We start from the raw sequence: 22,617 nt of genomic DNA, 5'->3' as shown, positions 1-22,617 counted from the left end.
TCCGGGAGTGATGCATACGCTTGCGTCAAAAGATAGTCGGCCAAGCGTTTATTGTAAATAATTAATAATTAACGTCAATATTTGTCAAGGAATGGCTTCCGTCATCCTGACCTCCTGACAGCGCGAGCAGCAGGTCGCGCGGACTTGCATCGAGATGGCGCTCACCCGGCGATGCCCCGGCATATCCGGCCAGATCGGGGAGCAAGGAAGGGGAGAAGACGTTCAGCGGGTTCATCGACATCAGGCCGCTGAAGATCCAGGTCAACGTGATCGCAGCGAAGCCCAGGCCGAGAATAGGATGCCAGCGCATCCACCCCGGCAAGAAGGGCGAGTGCGAACCGGATTGATGGGGACGGGAAAGGCGCCGGCGCCATAGGCCGACCACAATGCCGCTGCAGGCGACCAGCACGCAGCCGGCGCAACAATTGGCCGATTGCCAGCGTCAGGTCGGTGACGGCGGTTGTCAGGTTGTTATCAGCTTACGGAATCTCGCCGGCAAGCCAAGCATCCCTCCGTGACCTTGTTTATCGATACATTCGGTGCCAGGCGCCGTTTGTAGAGACTTGCAGACTAAATTTCCGCAATGCCTATTCGTCAGTGAAGTAAATGAGGCTGTTCAAGCGCCAGCCATGAGGTGATGTCGAGAAATGTATCCAGGCATTTGAGACGCGCGAGAACGAGGGCGGCCAGCTATTGCAATCATGGGCATGAAAAATACAACCCTGAAATGGTGGTACGCGGTGCATCGCTGGAGCAGTCTGGTTTGTACCTTGAATCTGCTGTTGTTGTGCTTGACCGGACTCGTGCTGATTTTTCATGAGGAAATCGACGACTGGTCCGGAAGGGGAGATGCCGCCAGCATCTCCGACCAGGCGGTGGTTCGGCCAACGCTGCAGCATCTGGTGAATCAAGCGCTGGCAGCTCACCCTGGCGCCGTGGCGAAGTCAATTTCCTTTTTCGACGATAAAGAGCGCCTGATTGGCATCCGCGTGGGTTCGCCCGGCGTGGCGGGGCTTCGCGACGGAAAATCGGAATTCTATAAAAGTGCCACCGGCCAGGCATACGCCATCCGAAAGGATGAGTCCCTGACGGGGATCGTCCTGAAATTGCACGTCAATCTCTTCCTTGGCCTGCCCGGGCAACTATTTATCGGGGCGGTCGGCCTGATCTTTGTCATCAGCATGGTGAGCGGCATCGTGCTGTACGCCCCGTTCATGCGCAAGCTGGCGTTCGGCGTGGTTCGATTTGGGCGCCATCCGCGCATTGTCCTGGCCGATCTGCACAACCTGTCGGGAATCACCGTCATGGCATGGGCGCTGGTGGTCGGATTGACCGGTTCCATTTTGGCCTGGTCGCCATTGATCATCGGTCTTTGGCAGAAGACCGAACTAGCCGACCTGGTTCGCACCTTGCCGGCCGCTCCACCGAAGACGTTTATTGCACCCGATGAAGCGGTACGCCTGGCCGCGGCTGCCATACCGGGAAAAGACCTGGCCTTTGTATTTTATCCGGGCTCCGAATATGCGACCCCGCGTCACTACATGGTGGTTCAGCGCGGCCATAGCGAGATCGAGAAGCGCGTCTACGGCATCGTGGTCGTTGATGCAGAGGCCGGAACGGTTTCGCAGACAAGAGGGATGCCGTGGTATATCCAGATCTTGCTTCTCTCAGGGCCTTTTCATTTTGGAAACTATGCCGGCCTGCCACTGAAAATTCTCTGGGCGTTCATGACCGTTCTGGTGGCGGCGGCTACGGGATCAGGCTTGCTCATTTGGGCCCGGCGCAGCAAGGCAGCGCCGCATCAGCCCAATGCGCAGGATGCGGCCATTGATGTTCAAAAATTAAAGGGCGGTATATGAGCGGGGTCTGGGGATGGCCTGTATTGCTGATGTTTCTGACGCTGGGCGGTTTGGCCGCCGGCATCATCGGCGATGGAATATGGGATTGGCTGTGTTGGTGCCTGATGGCTGCGCCCATCGCTGTGGTACTTCGCAAGTTGAAATCCCAATATTCCCGACCAGTCCTCCGGAAAGCTGATGATGAGGCGGGGCCGCGCAAGCCAGGCTAAAAATTGTGTGGGCAAAATTGGAATTTTCCTGGTTTTAATGCCTGATTTGCGGAGGTGCTCTTGACTTAATCTCTGTGTATGGCTGTTGTAAATCCGCGGATGCGATATTAGAATGAGAATTATTCTTATTAATTCCCATCCCGGAGCGCGTATGTCTGTCCAACATAGTGCCGACACGTTGAGGTTTCAGACGCTTTACAGCGAGCATCACGGGTGGCTGAGCGCCTGGTTGCGCCGCAGGTTGAACAATACCTTCGACGCCGCGGACCTGGCTCAGGACACGTTCTTGCGCGTGCTGGGCAAGCCGCGCACCCTGGACAGCGTCCGGGAGCCGCGCGCCTGGCTGACTTCGATCGCGCACGGGCTGGTGGTGGACAAGGTGCGCCGCGAAGAAGTCGAGCGCACCTGCCTGGAGGCGATCGCCCGGCTGCCTGAACCGGAAGCCATGTCGCCCGAGGCACGCATGATCCTGACCGAGGCGCTGGTGGCCATCGACGCCATGCTGGACGGCCTCAATCCCAAGGCGCGCCAGGCTTTCCTGATGTCGCGCCTGGAAGACATGAGCTATCCCGACATCGCGCACCAGATGGAGGTTTCCCTGAGCAGCGTCGAAAAATACATGGCGGCGGCGATCCGCCATTGCTACCTCATGCGGCACGCGCTGCACGAGCAGTGAGCTTTCCTTGCCAGCACTGCACGATGCCAGCCACCCGCGATATTCCCGACGAAGTACTCGACCAGGCCATCGACTGGCTGGTGAAGCTGCGCTCGGGCAGCGGCGGCGGCACGGATCCTCGCCTCAAGGCCAGTATCGACGCCTGGCGTGTCGCCCATCCACGGCACGACCAGGTTTGGCGTGAACTGAACGCCGCCGAAGGCGAGTTCAAGCGCCTGTCGGCCCTGCCCATTCCCGCCGCTCAGTTGCAAGGAGCGTTGCATCAGATCCAGGAAGGCCGCGAGCGCCGCGATGACCGTCGCCGCTTCCTGCGCCACATGGCTTTCGGTGTGGGCAGCCTGGCGGTCGGCGCGCTGGCGGCCCGGCATGCCGACCTGTTCGATGCCTGGCAGAGCGGCGCCTACGCCACCGCAGTGGGCGGCCGGCGCAGCGTGGCGTTGCCGGATGGCACCCGCCTGGCGCTCAACACCGACTCCTCGGTGCAGGTGCATTTCGACGAACAGCGCCGGCTGCTGGTATTGCGGCAGGGCGAGGTATTCATCGAGACCGGCGCGGATGCCGGCGCCGCGCATCGGCGCCCGTTCTGGATCCAGACCGCGCATGCCAGTTTCCAGGCCCTGGGCACGCAGTTCTATGTGCGCCAGGAGGAGGGCGTTACCCGGTTGGCGGTCACCGAAGGACGCGTGGCCGTGCATGCCGGCGGCATGCTCAGGGCGGTGGCGCGGCCGGGCGAGATGGTCGATGTCGACGAGAGCGGCCGTATCGGCCGCGGGGACATCGCCGGCGCCGCGATCGATCCCACCGGCTGGCGCGACAACGCCCTGGTGGTCAAGCAGATGCGCCTGCAGGACTTCATCCGCGAACTGGCGCGATACCGGCGCGGCTGGCTGCAATGCGATCCGGCGGTGGCCGACCTGCTGGTGTCCGGGGTGTTCCAGACGGACGACAGCGATCTCGCCCTGGACTCGCTGGTGCGCGCGATTCCGGTGGCCATCGAACGGCGCACACGATTTTGGGTTCGGGTCGTGCCGGCCGGCAACAGCTCCTGATCTGAAAAAAAACACGAAAAGCATTACGGGTTCCGGGCAGCGCGTTCGGCATACATAGAGAAGCCCCCGATGATTGACCCCGATGCTCTGATGAATGCAATCCTTTTCCCTTACCTGGCGCATCCCGCGCGCTGCCCACCTGGCCCTGGCGTCGTGCCGGTCGCGGTGATGGCGGTGCTGGGACGGACCGTCGCCCCGGTGGCGCGCAGCGTGCTGCTGGCCATGGCGGTGCTGCTGTGGTCCGGCGCCGCGCAGGGGCAGGTCGCGTCCGAGGCGCGCCGCCACTTCAACGTCTCGGCCGGGCCGCTGGAAGATGCGCTCAACCGTTTCGCGCGCCAGGCCGGCGTCACCATGTCCTACGCGCCGGCCCTGGTGCAGGGGCTAAAGGCCGCGGCCCTGCAAGGCGAATACTCGGTCGAACAGGGCTTGAGCGCGCTGCTGGCCGGCAGCGGCCTGCGCGCCGTGCGCGCCGACAACGGCAGCTACGGCCTGCAGCCGGTGGCGCTGACCGCGGCCGATCCGCAGACCGATACCCTTCACCGCCTGCGCAACATCACCGTATCGGGGCGACGCGACGACGACGCGTCCGCCCCGGACAACCGCCATATCGCCCTGGGCAGCGGCGCGGCCACCAAGACCGACACGCCGCTGCTGGAAATCCCGCAATCCGTCTCGGTGGTCACGCGCGAGGAAATGGATGCGCGCGGCGCCAACAGCATCCTCGACGTGCTGCGCTACATGCCCGGCGCCAATACCGAAACCCACGGGGTCGACCCGCGCGGCTACGACTACTTCAACCTGCGCGGGTTCATCAACGCGCAGACCACCAGCAATTACCTCAACGGCCTGCGCCAGGTGCCGGCCGGCTTCGGCATGTTCCGCACCGAGACCTACGGCCTGGAACGGGTCGAGGTGCTGCGCGGGGCCAACTCGGTGACCTTCGGCCAGGCCGATCCTGGCGGCGTCATCAACCGCGTCAGCAAACTCGCCGGCGCCAACTCACGCAACGAGCTGATGCTCGACATCGGCTCCTTCCGGCGCCGCCAGCTCGCGGCGGACCTGAGCGGCAGTTTCGACGAGGACGGCAAGGTGCAGGGCCGGGTGGTCGGCCTGCTGCTCGACGGCGACACCCAGTTCACCTACGGCAACGGCCGCGCCGGCGAAAACGACCGCGTCTATCTCGCGCCCTCGCTGAAAATCCGGCCGTCGACGGACACTTCGCTCACCCTGGTTGCCGAATACCTGAAAGACCGCAGCGGCAGCGGCCGCTGGACGGCGGTCCGGGCCGACGGCAGTCAGACCCACACGCTGCTGGGCGACCCTGACTTCGACCGGCAGCGCGGCGAGCAATGGTCGCTCGGCTGGATGCTGGAACACAAGCTGGACGGCACCTGGACGCTGCGCCAGAACTTCCGCCAGGCCGGCCTGCGTTCGCGGTATTCGGCGATCAACCCGGGCACGCTGACCGGCAGCATCGTCACCCGTAGCACCACCGTCTACGACAGCCAGGTCGACAACACCTTGCTGGATAACCAGGCGCAGGCCCGGTTCCGCTGGGGCGAGGTGGAACACAAGGTGCTGCTGGGACTGGACTGGATGCGCATGACCCAGCGCGAGCAGCGTTACCGGGGCCAGGCGCCCAGCCTGGACATCGACAACCCGCTCTACGGCCAGCCTATCCCGGCCGCCACGGCGCTTTTCGGCGATCTCGACGAGACCCTGGTGCAGACCGGTCTCTACGCGCAGGACCAGATCCGCTACCGGCGCTTCGTGCTGACGCTGGGCGGCCGCTACGACCGCTCGCGCGACGCCACCCGCAACGCCGTCAACAACAGCCGCCAGGCGGCCGACGAGAACGCCTTCAGCGGCCGCATCGGCCTGTCCTACCTGATCACGCCCGAGCTGGCGCCGTATGCCAGCTATAGCACCTCGTTCCTGCCGCAGGCCGGCCAGGATTTCTACGGCAACGCCTTCAAGGCCGCCAAGGCCAGGCAGGTTGAGGCCGGCATCAAGTACCTGCCGGATCACGGGCGCGCGGTCTACACCGCCGCCGTCTACCAGCTGGTCAAGGACAACGCGCTGGGCTCGGATCCGCTGCATGCCAATTTCTCCATCTCCAACGGACAGGTCCGTTCGCGCGGCGTGGAGCTGGAAGCCAAGGGAGAGCTGGCGCCGGGCCTGAACGTGATGGCCGCCTATACCTATGCGCAGGTGCTCAACACGCAAAACGCCATGCCCGACCTGGTGGGCAAGTCGCCCATCCTGGTGCCGCGCCAGGCGGCCTCGCTGTGGCTGGACTACGTCGTGCAGCGCGGCGAGCTGGCCGGCATGGGTTTTGGCGCCGGCGCGCGCTACACCGGGCGCAACTACGCCACCGCCGCCAACAGCGTGGAGAACGCCGCGCAGGTGATCCTCGACGCCATGGTCCGCGTCGACCGTGGTCCCTGGCGCTATGCATTGAACATCAGCAACCTCGCCAACAGGCAATACACCTCCTGCCTGGCCGAGCCGACGCTGACCTGTTTCTGGGCGCCGGAACGCACTGCGGTCCTGAGCGCCCGTTATCACTGGTAAGCACAGCCCGGCCCATGGTCGCGGGCAGTTGTCGCAGCATTTCTTCGTCATCGATACGGGCAGAATTCAAGGAAGGCAGGACAAGGTGAACTACTCAACGCAAGCTATCCGGTTACGGGAGCAATTCATCGAGCATCGCGCCCGCCTGCGCGATGTGGCCACGCGCATACTGGGCTGTCCCCATCGCGCCGACGACGTGGTCCAGGACACTTTCATCAAGATCGCCGAAGTCCCGGACGACTTCGACATCAAGCAGCCGGTGGCCTACCTTTACCGCATCGTGCGCAACCTGGCGATCGACCGCCATCGGCGCAGCGCCTTCGAATACGACGTCTTCGCCGAAGAGGCCGACGGCTTGGAGGTGCACCAGGAGGGCGACTCGCCCGAGGCCATCGCCATCAGCCGGCAATACTTGTCCATGATCGGCCGCGCGCTGGAGCAACTGCCGGCACGCACGCGCCGCGCCTTCGAGCTGTACCGGCTGGTCGGCCTGACCCAGCGCGAGATCGCCGCCGAGCTCAACATTTCCACCACGCTGGTCAACTTCATGATCCGCGACGCCCTCGATTGTTGCCGCAACCTGCTGCGGGGCGAGCCGGAACTGGCCGGTTCCTGAGTCCGGCGGGCAGGGCGGCAGGGCGCCATTTGCCTGAAATTTTTGCAATTGCCACAATTGCGGCGCAGGCATCGGCTATGATGCCTGCTCAGGCCGCATCTGCAGGACGGGTGCGACGCCTCTCCTTGTCCCCTGGTCAGCCGCGTATTCATGTCCGAGCCCGAATCCTCCTCCACACCTTGGCAGACCGCCGTCTCATGGGTAATGCGCGAGCATGAGGAAGGCTACCTGGACGGCGCCCCGGCGCGCGAGCTGGACGCCTGGCTCAAGGCCGACCCCGCCCACCGCGAGGCCTACCGCGAAGCGACCCGCCTGTGGCTGGCGCTGGGCTTCATCCCCGCGCCCGACGAACGCGACTGAAGCGGGCGCTGCGGCTGGCCGCTCTCCCATCCGCCTGTTTCCTCGACTTTCCCCCGATCTTTCCCCCTCAATTTCCCGGCTTGCCCGCGATATGCACATGACATGCACATGACTTGTGCATGAATTTCTGCCTGGGCGACTAAATTTTTCATGCGCTGCCTCGTCATCGTTAATGAGATCCATTTTTATTTGCGACGCAAGCAATTGCGCACGACTGGGAGAGCACGCCATGAGTTTCGATGCCGACGACGCGGTGTTCCGCGTACTGGTGAATCACGAAGAGCAATATTCCATCTGGCCTGAATACAAGAGCATTCCCGCCGGCTGGACCGACGTCGGGGTCAGCGGCGACAAGCAGACTTGCCTGGCGCACGTGGAAAAGGTCTGGACCGACATGCGTCCGCTGAGCCTGCGGCGCTTCATGGAACAGGAACGAAACGCCGCGGGCTGAGTCATGGCCGCTTCGACATGGCTCCTGTTCTGCCTGCCTTGCGCCGGCGGCAGCGCCAGCGCCTACCTGCGCTGGCGGCGTCTGCTGCCGTCCCACATCCGGGTCGTGCCGCTGGAGCTGCCCGGGCGGGGAAGCCGCATGGCCGAGTCGGTCGTGCGCGATTTCGACGTCCTGTGCGCGCAACTGGCCGACCGGCTGCGCGACGAACTCGACCGCTGGCCGCAGGCACGCTACGCCATCTTCGGCCACAGCATGGGCGGCCTGCTGGCCTACGCTCTGGCGCGCCGCCTGGCGCCGCAGCCGGCCGTGCGGCAGCCGTGCGCGCTGTTCCTGTCAGCTTGCGCCGCGCCCACGCGGCGTGACCGCGAGCGCTTCACCATCGACGACGCCGCCTCGCTGCTGGACGACCTGCGGCGCCTGGGCGGCACCCATCCCGAGGTGTTCGACAACGACGAGTTGCTGTCCATGACGCTGGATGTGCTGGCCGCCGACTACGCGGTCTGCGCCGGCTTCACCCGCCATCCCGGCCCGCCGCTCGACATGCCGCTGCAGGTTTATGCCGGCCGCAGCGACGAGATCGACGCCTCCTGCCTCAATGCCTGGCGCCAGGAGACCCGCGCCGGCTTCGGCCTGCAATGGTTCGAGGGCGGCCACTTCTACCTCAACGCGCAGCAGGAGCCGCTGCTTGCGCACATGGCGGCGCGGATCGAAGAACTCTCCCGCGCGAAGGCCGGCCATGCGGCGTGACATGCCACTGGCGGCCGCGACCTCCGGCGTTTTGCCCGATGGCGTGCAGGTCTGGCAGTACTGCCTGGCCGACGCCGACCACGCCACGCTGGCCGCCGCGCGCGCCCAGTTGAGCGGCGCCGAGCGCGCCCGCATGGACGCCTGCGTCCGCCCCGACGACCGCAGGCGCTTCGCGCTGGCGCACGCCATCCTGCGCCTGCTGCTGGCGCAGCGGCTGGATTGCCGGCCGTGCGAGCTGGCCTTCGCCGCCGGGCCGTTCGGCAAGCCGCGCCTGGCGCAACGCGGCGCGCCGCATTTCAACCTGTCCCATGCCGGCGACTACGTGCTGGTCGCATTGTCGGAACGGGACGAGGTCGGCGTGGACATCGAATACCGCGATCCCCAGCTCGACGTCGGCAGCCTGGCCGAGGTCGCCTGGTCCGAACGCGAGCGCCGCGACGGGCAGATCCGGCCCTGCGACTTCTTCGCCCGCTGGACCGGCAAGGAAGCCGCGCTCAAGGCATTGGGCGTGGGCATCGGCGAGCACCTGCAGTCGCTCACGGTGCAGCCGGGCGCCGACGGCAGCTACGCCATCGCGCACGAACAATCCGACTGGGCCGACATCCGGGCCTGCCAACTCGTTTCCCCACCAGGCTACGCCGCCGCGCTGGCCTGGCTACCTACGCACTGACCATCATGCAGACAGACATCGTATCGGCCCCGCGCCCGCAGGCCATGGACACTCCCGCCGCCCGTCGTACCCCCTGGCGCAGCAAGGCGCCACCGTCCGGCGCGCTGCCGGCGCTGCTGGAGACCGCCAGCCCCGGCCAGTCGCTGCAGCAGGCGCTGGAGCAGCGGCGCGACTGGATCGAGGCCGCCGTGCAAGAAGTCGGCGGCGTGCTGCTGCGCGGCTACACGGTGCCGGACGTGGCGGCCTTTCGCGCCTTCGCGGCCGGATTCGGCCATCCGCTGCTGAGCTACGAGTTCGCCTCCACGCCGCGCTCCAACGTGTCCTCCGGCGTCTACACCTCCACCGAGTACCCGGCGCACCAGCACATCCCGCTGCACAACGAGCAGGCCTACACCCGCGAATGGCCGATGAAGATCTGGTTTCACTGCGTCACCGCCGCCGCCGTCGGCGGCGAGACCCCGATCGCCGACAGCCGCGCCATCCATCGCCGCATGCCCCCGGCCATCCGCGAGCGCTTCGCCGCCGGCCTGGTGTACGTGCGCAACTACGACAGCGACTTCGACGTGCCCTGGCAGCAGGTCTTCAATACCGACGACCGCGCCCAGGTCCAGGCCTTCTGCCGGCGCGCCGGCGTGCAGTGGGAGTGGAAGCCCGACGGCAGACTGCGCACCACCCAGCGCTGCCAGGGCGTGGAACGCCACCCGCGCACCGGCGAGATGGTGTGGTTCAACCAGGCGCATCTGTTCCATGCCTCCAACCTGCAGGCCGACGTGCGCGAGAGCCTGGAAGACATGCTCGGCATCGACAACCTGCCGCGCAACGTAGTCTTCGCCGACGGCGCGCCTATCCCGGACGGCATGCTCGACGAGGTGCGCGCGGTGCTGGATCAAGAAACCGTGATCTTCCCCTGGCAGGACGGGGACGTGCTGATGCTCGACAACATGCTGGCCGCCCATGCGCGCACGCCCTTCGAAGGCGCGCGCAAGGTGGTGGTGGCGATGGCCGAATCGCACGGCAATCTGCTTCAGCCCTGATCCGCAAACCGGCGCCGCGCCGGCTACGGCGCGTGCCATCCCGCTGCAACCATCGCGCGCCGTAGCCGGCGCGCCTGTCTTCATCTCCAGGACCTCGCCATGAACCAGGCAGCCTCGCCGACCTTGCCGTTTGATCCCGCCCAACGCCGCTTCGCCGACGATTTCGTCAGCCAGTTTCGCGCCGTCGCTCACGCCGCCGATGCCGGCGCCGGTGCGCGCGAACTGGTGGTGGCCGATGCGCGGGGCGAACGCAGCTTCAGCTTCGCCCAGGTGGATTTGCGTGCGCGCGCTTTCGCCGCCGCCCTCCAGCAGCGCTGCGCGCAGGGTTCGCGCGTGCTGCTGGTGCTGGAGAACGACGAGCACTACGTGCAGGCCTTCCTCGGCTGCCTCTACGCCGGCATGGTGGCGGTACCGGTGTTCCCGCCGGAATCGGTGCGCCAGCAGCACCTGAACCGCCTGGCCGGCATCGCCGCGGATGCGCAGGCGGCCTGCGTGGTGTTGCCCGCCAGCCTGCGCGAGACCTGCGCGCAGCAGGCGCTGTTCGGCGCGGCCGAGCTGCTGGCGGCGGAGCAGGTAAGCGATGCCGGGGCCGCCGCGTGGCGCGAGCACGCTCCGCAGCCGCAGGACATCGCTTTCCTGCAATACACCTCGGGCTCCACCTCGGCGCCCAAGGGCGTGATGGTCAGCCACGGCAACCTGATGGCCAACGAGGCCGCCATCAGCGCCTGCATGCGGGTGCGCGACGACGACGTCTTTGTCACATGGCTGCCGCTGTACCACGACATGGGCCTGATCGGCGGCCTGCTGCAGGGGCTGGCGCGCGGCCTCAAGACCGTGCTGTGCAGCCCGCGCCATTTCCTCGAACGGCCGCTGCGCTGGCTGGAACTGGTCTCGCGCCATCGCGCCACCATCAGCGGCGGCCCCGATTTCGCTTACCGCCTGTGCCTGGAACGCATCAAGCCGGCCCAGGCCGAGGGGCTGGATCTGTCGAGCTGGCGTGTGGCCTTCTGCGGAGCCGAGCCGGTGCGCGCCGATACCTTCCCGGCCTTCATCGAACACTTCTCGGCCACCGGTTTCCCGGCGCGCGCCGCCTATCCCTGCTACGGCCTGGCGGAAGCCACGCTGATCGTCAGCGGCGGCCCCGACCATGGACTAAGCGCGCAGGCCTTCGATACGCAGGCGCTGGCGGCCGGCCGCGCCACCGCCGGCGGCGACGGCGCAGCGCAACTGGTGGCTTGCGGCGAGGTCGCGCCCGGCCATGAGGTGCGCATCACCGAAGGCGGACGCGCGCTGGCCGAGGGTGCCGTGGGCGAGATCGAGGTCTGCGGCCCCAGTGTCACGCAGGGTTACTGGCGGCGCCCGCGCGAGAGCGCGGAGGCGTTCGTCGAGCGCGACGGCAGGCGCTGGCTGCGCACCGGCGATATCGGCTTCTTCCGCGACGGCCAGCTCTACATCGCCGGGCGCCGCAAGGACCTGATCATCGTGCGCGGACAGAACGTCTATCCGCAGGACATCGAGCGCGCCGTCGAAGACCGGGTCGAGGCGGTGCGCAAGGGCCGGGTAGCGGCATTCGCCGTGGCCGGCGCACAAGGCGAGGGCATCGGCGTGGCCGCCGAAATCTCGCGCGGCATGCAGAAGCTGGCCGCGCCCGGCGCGATCGTACAGGCGATTTCGGAAGCCGTCGCGCAGGCCAGCCTGGAGGCGCCGCAGGTGGTGATCCTGCTCAATCCGGGCGCGCTGCCCAAGACCTCCAGCGGCAAGCTGCAGCGCGGCGCCTGCCGCCAGGGCTGGCTCAACGGCGAGCTGGACGCCTGGGCCACCGTCGAAGGCGGCCGCGTGCTGGCCGGCCCGGCTGCGGCGATGAGCGAGGAGACGCCGACCGAGCCGCCGCAGGGGGAGCTCGAGACCGCGCTGGCCGCCATCTGGCAAGACGCCCTCAAGCGCGCCGTGCAGGGGCGCCATACCGATTTCTTCCGCAGCGGCGGCAACTCGCTGGCGGCCATGCAAGTGGTGGCGGCGGTGGTGGAGCGTTGGCGGGTGGAGTTCACGCCGGCCATGATGTTCGCGCATCCGACGCTGGCCGCCGGCGCGGCCCGGATCGCCGCGCTGGCCGAAGCCGGGGCCCACGCCGAGCCGATGCCGGCGCCGGCGCCGGCCAGCGGTCGCGTCGAGTTCCCGCTGACGCACGCCCAGCATGGCCTGTGGCTGACCTGGCAGCTGCAACCCGACAGCGCCGCCTACAATCTGGCCGGCGTACTCGATCTGCGCGGCCAATTGCAGCCCGACGCGCTGGAAGACGCGCTGTGCGACCTGGCCGGGCGCCACGCCGCCTTGCGCACGATCTTCCCGCTGCGTGACGGCGCCCCGCTGCAGCAGGTGCTGGACATCGACGAGGCGCGTCCCATGCTGTTGCGCAGCGACCTGAGGCGCCAGCCGGCCGAGAAGAGGGCGGCGGCCGCGGCCACCGCGTTGCGGCGTTTCGACGCGCAGCCGTTCCGGCTCGACAGCGAGGCGCCGCTGCGCGCCATGCTGGTGCAGCTGGAGCCGGATCACTTCCGCCTGGCGCTGTGCATCCATCACATTGCCGCCGACGGTTGGTCGCTGGGCATCGTGCTCGACGAGTTGAGCGCCGCCTACGAGGCGCGCTGCGCCGGCATGGCGCCGCCATGGGAGACGCTGCGGCTGCAGCCGGGCGACTATGCGCTGTGGCAGCAGCAACGCATGCAGGCCGGCTCGCCCGAGTTCCGGCGCCAGCTGGATTACTGGCGTGGCCGCCTGGAAGGCGCGCCAGCGCTGCTGGCCTTGCCCACCGATCGCGCCCGCCAGGCAGGCGCCCATGGCGGCGAAGGGCAGCATCGCCTGCGGCTGGAACCGGCCCTGTCCGAAGCCTTGCGCTCGCTGGCCGGCGGCCACGGCGTAACGCTCTACGGCGCCGTGCTGGCCCTGTTCAAGCTGACCCTGCAACGCCTGTCCGGGCAATCCGACCTCAGCGTGGGCGCCCCCTTGGCCGACCGCCAACGTCGCGAGACCCAGGCCCTGGTGGCCTACCTGATCAATGTGCAGGTGCTGCGCACCCGCATCGACGAACGCGCCGGTTTCGTTGCACTGATGCGCCAGGTGCAGCAGGCGGTGCAGGAAGCCCAGGCCCACCAGGACCTGCCGCTCGATGCGCTGGTGACGGCGTTGCAGCCCGAACGCGTGGCCGGCGCCAATCCGCTGTTCCAGGTCAAGTGCACCCAGCAGCAGCCGATCGCCGCGCTGCGCCGCATGGGCGCGCTGGAGATGCGGGTCGAGCTGCAGCCCAACGCCGAATCGCATTTCGACCTCAGCCTGGACTTCAGCGACACGCCGCAGGGCATCGATATCCTGCTGGCCTATTCGCCGGCCTTGTTCGATGCCGCAACCGTGGCCGGCTTCGCTTCGCTGCTGCAATCGCTGGCGCAGCGAGTGGTCGCCGCGCCGACCTTGCCGCTGGCCGAGCTGCATGCGCAACACCCGCGGATCACTCAGGCCGAAGCGCCGGACGCGGAGGATGTCGTCGCACGCTGGCGCCGGTTGGCCCAGGCGCAGTCCGGGGCGATCGCCTTGCGCCAGGACCAGCGCACCATCGACAATGCCCGGCTGCTGCAACGGGTGGATGTGCTGGCGCGCCGTCTCATCGCAGCCGGCGCCGGCCCCGAGACCCGCATCGCGCTGCACGCCGGGCGCGGCATCTCTTTCGTTTGCGGCATGCTGGCCGTGCTTAGCGCCGGCGCCGCCTACGTGCCGCTGGATCCGCAACTGCCGGCCGATCGCCTGTCCTGGCAGTTGCAGGACAGCGGGGCGCGCTGGGTGCTGCATGAGGAGGCCGCCGTGCCGGAGTGGCTGGCGCAGGCCGGCGTACCTTTGCTGCATATCGGCGAGGATGCCGACGAACCTGGCGTGGCCGCCTGGCAGCCGCCCCATGCGCATGCCGGGCAAGCGGCTTACCTGATCTACACCTCCGGCTCCACCGGCCGTCCCAAGGGCGTGATGGTCACGCGCGGCGGGCTGGCCAATTACGTGGAGGCGATGCTGCGCAAGCTGGCGCTGCCCGATACCGCGCGCAGCATGGCGATGATTTCCACGGTGGCGGCCGACCTCGGCCACACCACGCTGTACGGCGCCCTGTGCTCGGGCCGTGAACTGCACCTGATCGCCCCCCAACTGGCGTTCGACCCGGACCTCTTTGCCGCCTACATCCAGCGGCACGCGGTGGATGTACTCAAGATCGTCCCCAGCCACCTGCAGGCGCTGCTGCATGCGGCCCGTCCCGAACAGGCGTTGCCGCGCCACACGCTGGTGCTGGGCGGCGAGACCACCGGCTGGCCGCTGCTTGAACGCATCGCCGCCTTGCGCCCCGAGTGCCGGGTGCTGAACCACTATGGACCCAGCGAGACCACGGTGGGCGTACTGGCGCAAGAGGCCGCGTCGGCATCCCGCCTGGCCGCGGCGCTGCCGATAGGCACACCGCTGGCCGGCGCCCAAGCCTGGGTGCTGGACCGCCAATTGCGCCTGGCGCCGGCCGGCGCCGTCGGCGAACTGTATCTCGGCGGGGCCGGGCTGGCGCGCGGCTACCACGGCCGCGCCGCGCTGACCGCCGAGCGTTTCATTGCCCATCCCTTCGCCGCCGGGCAACGGCTGTACCGCAGCGGCGACCGCGCGCGCTACCTGGCCGACGGCAGCATCGAGTTCCTCGGCCGCATCGATGACCAGGTGAAGATCCGCGGTCATCGCGTCGAGCCTGGCGAGGTGCGCGCGCAACTGCTGCGCCTGACGGGCGTGTCCGACGCGGCGGTGTTGGCGCTGGCCGCGCCGGACGACGCGCAGCGATTGCAGTTGCATGGTTTCGTGGTACCCGATCAGGGCACGGCTCCCGATCTGGCAGGCTGGCGCGCCGTGCTGTCCGCGGCCTTGCCTGACTACATGGTGCCGGCCTTGACGCCGGTACCGGCCTTGCCGCTGACGGCCAACGGCAAGCTGGACCGCCAGGCGCTATCAGGCCTGGTCGCCGCGCCAGGGGACGTGGCGCCGGCCGAACGGCAAGCTGACGCCGCCGATGCCCCGCGCGGCGACCAGGAACGCAAGCTCGCCGCCATCTGGGCCGAGGTGCTCAAGCTGCCGCGCGTGGGCCGCGATGACAATTTCTTCGAACTGGGCGGCGACTCCATCCTCACGCTGAAGATTGTGGCGCGCGCCCGCAAGGAGGGGCTGCGCATCGCCCCCAAGGCGGTGATGGAGCAGCAGACCGTCGCCGCCATCGTGGCGGCCGGCGCCGTGCAGGGCGCAGTCGCCGTGGCGCCAGCTCCTGCCGTGGCGACGACGCCTGAGGACATCGCCCTGACGCCGGTGCAGTGCTGGTTCTTCGAGCAGCGCTTCGCCACCGTGCAGCACTGGAACCAATCGGTGCTGCTCAATACGCCAGGACTGGACGGCGAGCTCCTGCGGCGCGCGCTGGCGCTGCTGGCGCAACGTCATGAGAGCCTGCGCCTGCGCTTCGTGCAGGAGGGCGGGCAATGGCGCCAGCGCCACGGCGAGGCCGTGCTGCCGCTGGAGATCATCGACGGCGAAGAGCCGGGCGCCATCGCTGCCGCCGGCGAGCTGATCCAGCGCAGCCTGGACCTGGCCAAGGGGCCGCTGATGGCGGCCGCCTGGATCAGGCTCGACGCCGACGGCCAGCAAGGCCGCCTGCTGCTGGTGGGCCACCACCTGGTGGTGGACGGCGTGTCCTGGCGCGTGTTGCTGGACGATCTCGCCGAGCTTTACCACACCTTGCTTCAGGGCGGCGCGCCAGCCGAACTGCCGCCGGCGGCCGGACTGAACGCCTGGGGGCAAGCCTTGCATGCGCACGCGCAAAGCCCCGCCTTGACGGCGCAATTGGCGCACTGGCGCGCCGTGCAGGAGACGCCGGAGGAGCCGCTGGCCGATGCCGCCGCCAATCTTGCCGGCCGCGCCGCCGATGCCGGCTTCGTACTCGACGCCGACGCCACCGCGCGCCTGCTGGCGCTGGGGGCGCATCCCGACCCGGCCCGGCGGGTCGCGCCGCAGGACTTGCTGCTGGCGGTGCTGGCGCGGGTGTTGTGCGACTGGAGCGGACGCGAAAGCCTGCTGTTCGAGCTGGAAGGCCACGGCCGCGAAGACATCCCGGGCGGCCTGGACGTGAGTCGCGCCACCGGCTGGTTCACCGCGCTGTATCCGGTGCGGCTGGCGCCGGGGTCATCGGATACCGCGCCCCTGACGGCGCTGGAGGCGGTGCGCGCGCAATTGCGCGCCGTGCCGGCCAACGGCATCGGCTATGGCCTGCTGCGCTACCTCACCGCGCAAGGCCGGTGCCTGGCGCAGGGGGCGCAGCCGCAGGTCACCTTCAACTACCTCGGCCACTTCGACCATCGCATCGAGCCCGCCGGCTGGACTCTTGCCGACGAATACGCCGGCGCCCAACGCGCCGCCGACAGCCGCCGCCGCACGCTGTTCGAGGCCATCGCCCGGGTGCAGCAGGGCCGACTGCAATGGCAGTGGACCTATTGCAAGGACCTGCATTCGGCGCCGGACATGCGCGCGCTGCAAGAGCGGCTGCGCAGCGTGCTGATGGCATGGATCGAGACGCTGGAATCACGGGCGGGCGACGACGCTCCGTATGCGCTCTCGCCGATGCAGGCCGGGATGTTCTTTCACAGCCAGCTCAACGCCGGCGACGGCGCCTACGTCAACCAGTTGCGCCTGGACCTGCAAGGCCTGGACGTCGCGCGCTTCGAAGCCGTATGGCGCGACGCGGTGCGCCGCCATCCCATTTTGCGTACCGGGTTCCGCCAGGACCAGGACGCGCCCGAGCAGTGGGTAGCGCAACCGCTGCTGCACTGGCGCACGCCGGACCTGGCCGGAGAGGCAAATGAACAATTGGAACAGCTGGAACAACTGGCCGCGGCCGAACTGGCGCAAGGCTTCGCGCTGGACCAGCCCGGGCTGATGCGCCTGGTGCTGGCCAAGGTGGGCGAGGGGCGCCATCACCTGATCTGGACCCGCCACCACCTGTTGCTGGACGGCTGGAGCAGCGCCCAACTGTTCGCCGAAATCGTGCGCGGCTACGCCGGCCAAGCCGTCGCCGCGCCGTCCGCCAGCTACCGCGACTACATCGACTGGCTGCAGGGCAGGGACGGCGACGCCGCCCGCGCCTTTTGGGGCGGCCAACTGCAGGCGCTGGAAGAACCGACCTTGCTGGCGGGCGCCATGCCGCGCCGGCGCGAGGCGCAAACGGGCCATGCCGAACATCTCGCCGCCATCGGCCAGGCGCAGTGGCAGGCACTCTGCCAGGCCGCCAAGGCCATGCGCGTCACGCCCGGCACCTTGCTGCAGGGGGCCTGGGCATTGGTGCTGCGGCGCTGCTGCGGGCAATCGGCGGTGGCCTTCGGCGTCACCGTGGCCGACCGCCCGGCCGAGCTGGAGGGCATCGAGTCCACGCTGGGCCTGTTCATCAACACGCTGCCGCTGGCCGTGCGTTTCGCCCCGGAACAGGAAACCGGCGACTGGCTGCGCGCCTTGCTGCGGCAGAATCTGGACATGCGCGAGTTCGCCCATGCGCCGCTGTACGAGATCCAACGCTGGAGCGGGCGCGGCGGCCAGGCGCTGTTCGACAGCATCCTGGTGCTGGAAAACTACCCCATGGACGAGGCGATAGGGCGCGCCGCCGAGTACGGCCTGCACCTGTCTGGACTGCGGCTGCACGAGCAGACCAGCTATCCGCTGACCGTGACGGCGACCGTGCAGGACGGCCTTGCGCTGCGGCTTGGTTACGACCGCGCCCACTTCAGCGCGGCCCAGGTGGCGCAGTTGGCGGATTACCTGTCGCAGGCGCTGTGCGCGCTGGCCGGCGACGGCGCGCGCCGCCTGGGCGACTGCGCATTGGGCTCGGCGCTGCAGAGCGCGCAGGCGCTGGCGTGGAGCCTCAACGTCGATGGTTTCGACGGCGCACAGCCGGTGCATCGCCTGTTCGAGCAGCAGGCTGCGCGGCAGCCCGACGCCATCGCGCTGGAAGCCGACGGCGCGTGCTGGAGCTACCGCCAGCTCAATGCCGCCGCCAACCGGCTGGCGCGTCGGCTGCAGGCCATGGGCGTCGGCCCCGACACCGTGGTGGCGCTGCTGGCCGAACGTTCGGCGGCGATGGTGACCGCCTTGCTGGCCGTGCTCAAGGCCGGCGCTGCCTACCTGCCGCTGGACCCCGACTACCCGGCTGAGCGCCTGGCATGGATGCTGGAAGACGGCCGCCCGGCATGCCTGGTCTCGCACCGCGGCTTGCAGCGCAAGCTGGCGTTGCCGGCCGCGCTGCCGTTGCTGGAACTGGAGGAGGAAGAGCTCGCCGTCGGGCCCGGCGACGACGACAACCCGCAACTGCCGCTGCATGGCGAGCATCTGGCCTACGTGATCTACACCTCCGGTTCCACCGGACGCCCCAAGGGCGCCGGCAACCGCCACCGCGCGCTGTACAACCGTCTGCGCTGGATGCAACAGGCCTATCCGCTGCAGGCCGGTGACGTGGTGCTGCAAAAGACGCCGTTCGGCTTCGACGTCTCGGTATGGGAGTTCCTGTGGCCGCTGATGGCTGGCGCCCGCCTGGCCATGGCGGCGCCTGGCGCGCACCGCGATCCGGCCGGGCTGGCCGCCGCCATCCGCGCCCACGGCGTGAGCACGCTGCACTTCGTGCCGTCGATGCTGCAAGCCTTCCTGGTTTCGGGCCAGGCCGCCGCCTGCACCAGTCTGCGACAGGTGATCTGCAGCGGCGAGGCGCTGCCGGCGGAGGCGCGCGACCAGTTCTTCGCCAGCCTGCCGCAGGCCGCGCTGCACAATCTCTACGGCCCCACCGAGGCGGCCATCGACGTCACCCACTGGACTTGCCGGCGCGACGACCAGGGGCCGGTGCCGATCGGGCGCCCGATCAGCGCCACCCGCGCCGTGGTGCTCGACGCCGACCTCAATCCGGCGCCCTGCGGCGTGGCCGGCGAGCTCTACCTGGGCGGCGTCGGACTGGCGCGCGGCTACCTGGGACGTCCGGCACTGACCGCCGAGCGCTTCGTCGCCAGCCCCTTCGGCGACGGCGAACGGCTGTACCGCACCGGCGACCTGGTGCGCTGGCGCGAAGAGGGCCAGATCGAATACCTCGGCCGCCTCGACCACCAGGTCAAGATCCGCGGCTTGCGCATCGAACTGGGCGAGATCGAGGCCCAGCTGCTGGCGCAGGACGAGGTGGAAGAAGCAGTGGTGGTGGCGCACGACAACGGCGCCGGCCCGATCCTGGCCGGCTACGTCGCCTCGCGCAACTGGCGGCGCCAGGACGCCGCGGCGCTCAAGCAGGCGCTGGCCGCGCGCCTGCCGGACTATATGGTGCCGGCGGTGCTGACGCTGCTGCCGGCGCTGCCGCTGAACGCCAACGGCAAGATCGACCGCAAGGCGCTGCCGGCGCCACGCACGGCAGCCGAAGAGGTTGTCCATGCCGCGCCCCAAGGCCCGGCCGAACTGCGCCTGGCCCGGCTCTGGCAAGAGCTGCTGGGCGTGGAGCAGGTGGGGCGCTTCGACCACTTCTTCGAGCTGGGCGGACATTCGCTCCTGGCCGGCAGCCTGGTGGCGCGCGTGCGCTACCAGTGGGGCGACGCCGCCAACGGCCTTGCGGCCGGGGTGACGCTGCCGCTGCGTTTCATCTTCGAATACCCGCGCCTGCATGAGATGGCGGCCTGCATCGAAGGACAGGCCGCCATCGCCGCCCAGCAACTGGCCGCCGCTCCGGTTTGCCTGCTGCAGCCGGCCCCGCGCGGCGCACAGGCGCTGCTGTCGCCGGCCCAGCGCCGCCTGTGGCTGGTGGGTCGCCTGTCCGGTGCGGCCGATGCCGCCGCCTACAACATGAGCGCGGCGCTGGCGCTGCATGGCCCGGTCGACGCCGCGCTGCTGGAGCAGGCGCTGCGCCTCCTGATCGCGCGTCACGACATCCTGCGCACCGGCTTCGGCGAGGACGGCGACGGCAATCCGTGCGCTGCCCTGCACGAGAGCGCCTTCACGCTGGAACGCCACGACCTGGCCGCGCTGCCGCCACAGGAGCGCGAGCTGCAACTGGCGCAACTGCGCCGCCTCCACGCCGCCGCGCGTTTCGAGCTGCATCGGCCGCCGCTGCTGCGCGCCGCGCTGGTGAGGCTGGAGTCGCAGCGGCAGATCCTGCTGTTCGCCATCCACCACATCGTCGCCGACGGCTGGTCGGTGGCGCTGATGATGGACGAGATCGCCGCCGCCTACGGCGCCTTGCAGCAAGGCCGCGCCTATGCGCCGGCGCCGCTGCCGCTGCAGTACGCCGACTACGCCGCCTGGCAGATCGCCGGCGCCGGCAGCCGGGTGCTGGAAAAGAGCGCGGCCTGGTGGCGCGACACGCTGGCCGGGGCGCCCGCCGAGCCTTACCTGCCGTCCGTGCGGCCGCGCCCGGCGCGGGCTTCGCATGCCGGGCAACGCCTGCGCCTGCGTCTGCCGGCCGCCGTGCGCACCGGCGTGCAGGCGCTGGCGCGACGCGAGGGCGTGACCGCCTACGCGGTGCTGCTGGCCGGTTTCGCCTGGCTGCTGCACCAGCGCAGCGGCGCGCGCGACTTCGTGGTCGGCACCGATGTGGCCGGCCGCGACCATCCGGACCTGGAGCGCTTGGTCGGCTTCTTCGTCAACGTGCTGCCGCTGCGCCTGCGTCCCGGTGTACTGGCGCCGCAGGCCAGCTTCGCCGCATGGCTGCGCCATTGCGCCGGCGTCGCATTGAGCGCGTTCGAACACCAGGCGCTGGGCTTCGAACGCATCGTCGACGCCGCCGGAGTGCAGCGCGAACGCCGCTGGAACCCGCTGGTGCAGGTGCTGTTCGTGCTGCAGAACACGCCGCGTGCGGCGCTGGCGTTGCCGCAGGTGCGCGCCGAACTGCTGGAGCCGCTGGAGAACTGGTCCAAGTTCGACCTGGCGCTGTTCATCGATGACGACACCGACGCCGACGGCCTGCCGTCCTGGCGCGCCGACTGGGTCTACGCGGACGCCGTGTTCGATGCGACCGCCATCGAGGCGCTGGGGCGCGACTGGCAACTGCTGCTGGAGCAGTTGCTGGCCTCGCCTTGGGCGCCGTTGCCGGGCGCCGTCCTTTCATCCCATTCCCAGGTTCGGGATCAGGCCCAACCTAACGAGAGAACCGACATGACGCAGACTTCCTCCGCCGTATCAGCCTCCGCCTCCGGTTCCACTCCGGCGGCGTCCAAACTCGACAAACTGCGCAGCCTCAAGGGCCGCCCGACGGCCGCCGGCGATGCGCCGCGCGCCCTGGTGAAGACGTCCTTCCTGCAGGCCGGCCGCGAATTCCCGCTGGTGATCGAGCCCGCCGCCGCCGGCCTCGACATGGCGGAGTGGGCGCGCCGCGAGCGCGACTACATCGCCGACATGCTGTGCCGGCACGGCGGCGTGCTGTTTCGCAACCTTGGCCTGCGCACGCCGGCCGACTTCGAGGCTTTCGCCGAAGCCATCGAACCGGAGCTCTACGGCAGCTACGGCGACCTGCCCAAGAAGGAGGGCGGCAAGAACACCTACCGCTCCACGCCCTATCCGGAAAAGGAAATGATCCTGTTCCACAACGAGAGCGCCCACATGGAGCGCTGGCCGCGCAAGCAGTGGTTCTTCTGCGAGTTGCCTTCGCCGGTGGGCGGGGCCACCCCCATCGTCGACTGCCGCGAGGTGTACCGCCGCCTGCCGGCCGAACTGGCGCGGCGCTTCGAGCAAAAGCAACTGATGTACGTGCGCACCTTCACCGAGCGGCTGGACGTGAGCTGGCGCGACTTCTTCAAGACCGACGACCGGCGCGCCGTCGAGGCGCGGCTGGAAGCGGCCGGCACCGAATACCGCTGGCTGGCCGGCGACGAGCTGCAAACGCGCACGCCGTGCCCGGCGGTGATCCGCCATCCGCACACCGGCGAAAAGGTGTTTTTCAACCAGGTCCAACTGCACCACGTCAGTTGCCTCGAGCCCTCGGTGCGGCGCGACCTGCTGGCCATGGTCGGCATGGAGCGCATGCCGCGCCACGTTACCTACGGCGACGGCAGCGAGATCGACGAGCCGACCATGGAGACGGTCGGCCGCCTGTACGAGCAATGCGCGGTGCGCTTCGCCTGGCGGCAGGGCGACGTGGTCATGCTGGACAACATGATCGCCGCCCATGCGCGCGATCCCTATGAAGGGCCGCGCAAGATCGTGGTCGCCATGGGCGCCATGTTCGAACGCAAGGACCTGCTGGCGCCCGACGACGCGCGAGCCGGCTGAGGCCTCGGCACACATCGACGAATTCACGGGCGCGGATCGGCCAAT

The 22,617-nt window shown here is 68.7% G+C and carries 12 protein-coding genes; 11 read left to right on the top strand and 1 reads right to left on the bottom strand.

The annotated features are described in order from the left end of the window. Window positions 1-61: 61 nt before the first annotated feature. The gene (locus AC07N6_RS07810; RefSeq protein ID WP_494779742.1) at window positions 62-409 is read right to left on the bottom strand and encodes a hypothetical protein; all 348 of its coding nucleotides are present in this window, start codon (window positions 407-409) and stop codon (window positions 62-64) included. Window positions 410-707: 298 nt separating this feature from the next. On the opposite strand from AC07N6_RS07810, the gene AC07N6_RS07805 reads away from it, so the two are divergent. The 11 genes from AC07N6_RS07805 (at window position 708) to AC07N6_RS07755 (ending at window position 22,572) form a co-directional block, all read left to right on the top strand. After that, window positions 708-1,859 (top strand): PepSY-associated TM helix domain-containing protein, encoded by a 1,152-nt coding sequence (locus AC07N6_RS07805; protein ID WP_494779741.1) that lies wholly within the window; start codon window positions 708-710, stop codon window positions 1,857-1,859. Between the two features lie 360 nt (window positions 1,860-2,219). Continuing rightward, window positions 2,220-2,744: a sigma-70 family RNA polymerase sigma factor gene (locus AC07N6_RS07800; RefSeq protein WP_494779740.1), complete on the top strand. Its 525-nt coding sequence runs from the start codon at window positions 2,220-2,222 to the stop codon at window positions 2,742-2,744. 23 nt (window positions 2,745-2,767) lie between these two features. Continuing rightward, the gene (locus AC07N6_RS07795; RefSeq protein WP_494779739.1) at window positions 2,768-3,793 is read left to right on the top strand and encodes a FecR family protein; all 1,026 of its coding nucleotides are present in this window, start codon (window positions 2,768-2,770) and stop codon (window positions 3,791-3,793) included. A gap of 90 nt (window positions 3,794-3,883) precedes the next feature. Then, the gene (locus tag AC07N6_RS07790; protein WP_494779738.1) at window positions 3,884-6,367 is read left to right on the top strand and encodes a TonB-dependent siderophore receptor; all 2,484 of its coding nucleotides are present in this window, start codon (window positions 3,884-3,886) and stop codon (window positions 6,365-6,367) included. An 85-nt stretch (window positions 6,368-6,452) separates the two neighbouring features. Next, window positions 6,453-6,983: an RNA polymerase factor sigma-70 gene (locus AC07N6_RS07785; RefSeq protein ID WP_494779737.1), complete on the top strand. Its 531-nt coding sequence runs from the start codon at window positions 6,453-6,455 to the stop codon at window positions 6,981-6,983. A gap of 150 nt (window positions 6,984-7,133) precedes the next feature. After that, the gene (locus tag AC07N6_RS07780) at window positions 7,134-7,343 is read left to right on the top strand and encodes a FecR/PupR family sigma factor regulator (protein WP_494779736.1); all 210 of its coding nucleotides are present in this window, start codon (window positions 7,134-7,136) and stop codon (window positions 7,341-7,343) included. Window positions 7,344-7,572: 229 nt separating this feature from the next. Continuing rightward, on the top strand, window positions 7,573-7,794 hold the full coding sequence (locus tag AC07N6_RS07775; protein WP_494779735.1) for an MbtH family protein: 222 nt from the start codon (window positions 7,573-7,575) through the stop codon (window positions 7,792-7,794). A gap of 3 nt (window positions 7,795-7,797) precedes the next feature. After that, window positions 7,798-8,541, top strand: a complete 744-nt coding sequence (locus tag AC07N6_RS07770) for a thioesterase II family protein (RefSeq protein ID WP_494779734.1) — start codon at window positions 7,798-7,800, stop codon at window positions 8,539-8,541. Window position 8,542: 1 nt separating this feature from the next. Then, window positions 8,543-9,211: a 4'-phosphopantetheinyl transferase family protein gene (locus AC07N6_RS07765; protein ID WP_494779733.1), complete on the top strand. Its 669-nt coding sequence runs from the start codon at window positions 8,543-8,545 to the stop codon at window positions 9,209-9,211. A gap of 44 nt (window positions 9,212-9,255) precedes the next feature. Continuing rightward, the gene (locus tag AC07N6_RS07760; RefSeq protein WP_494780259.1) at window positions 9,256-10,245 is read left to right on the top strand and encodes a TauD/TfdA family dioxygenase; all 990 of its coding nucleotides are present in this window, start codon (window positions 9,256-9,258) and stop codon (window positions 10,243-10,245) included. 99 nt (window positions 10,246-10,344) lie between these two features. Next, complete coding sequence (locus AC07N6_RS07755) at window positions 10,345-22,572, top strand: amino acid adenylation domain-containing protein (protein ID WP_494779732.1); 12,228 nt, start codon at window positions 10,345-10,347, stop codon at window positions 22,570-22,572. Window positions 22,573-22,617: the final 45 nt, after the last annotated feature.

This window comes from Herbaspirillum sp. GW821-FHT09A12 (assembly GCF_059418325.1).
This window is presented reverse-complemented; position numbering and strand designations above follow the sequence as displayed.

Coding starts and splice junctions, on each gene's coding strand:
- AC07N6_RS07805 (WP_494779741.1), top strand. CDS start 708: ATGAAAAATACAACCCTGAAATGGTGGTACGCGGTGCATCGCTGGAGC.
- AC07N6_RS07800 (WP_494779740.1), top strand. CDS start 2,220: ATGTCTGTCCAACATAGTGCCGACACGTTGAGGTTTCAGACGCTTTAC.
- AC07N6_RS07795 (WP_494779739.1), top strand. CDS start 2,768: ATGCCAGCCACCCGCGATATTCCCGACGAAGTACTCGACCAGGCCATC.
- AC07N6_RS07790 (WP_494779738.1), top strand. CDS start 3,884: ATGAATGCAATCCTTTTCCCTTACCTGGCGCATCCCGCGCGCTGCCCA.
- AC07N6_RS07780 (WP_494779736.1), top strand. CDS start 7,134: ATGTCCGAGCCCGAATCCTCCTCCACACCTTGGCAGACCGCCGTCTCA.
- AC07N6_RS07775 (WP_494779735.1), top strand. CDS start 7,573: ATGAGTTTCGATGCCGACGACGCGGTGTTCCGCGTACTGGTGAATCAC.
- AC07N6_RS07770 (WP_494779734.1), top strand. CDS start 7,798: ATGGCCGCTTCGACATGGCTCCTGTTCTGCCTGCCTTGCGCCGGCGGC.
- AC07N6_RS07765 (WP_494779733.1), top strand. CDS start 8,543: ATGCCACTGGCGGCCGCGACCTCCGGCGTTTTGCCCGATGGCGTGCAG.
- AC07N6_RS07760 (WP_494780259.1), top strand. CDS start 9,256: ATGGACACTCCCGCCGCCCGTCGTACCCCCTGGCGCAGCAAGGCGCCA.
- AC07N6_RS07755 (WP_494779732.1), top strand. CDS start 10,345: ATGAACCAGGCAGCCTCGCCGACCTTGCCGTTTGATCCCGCCCAACGC.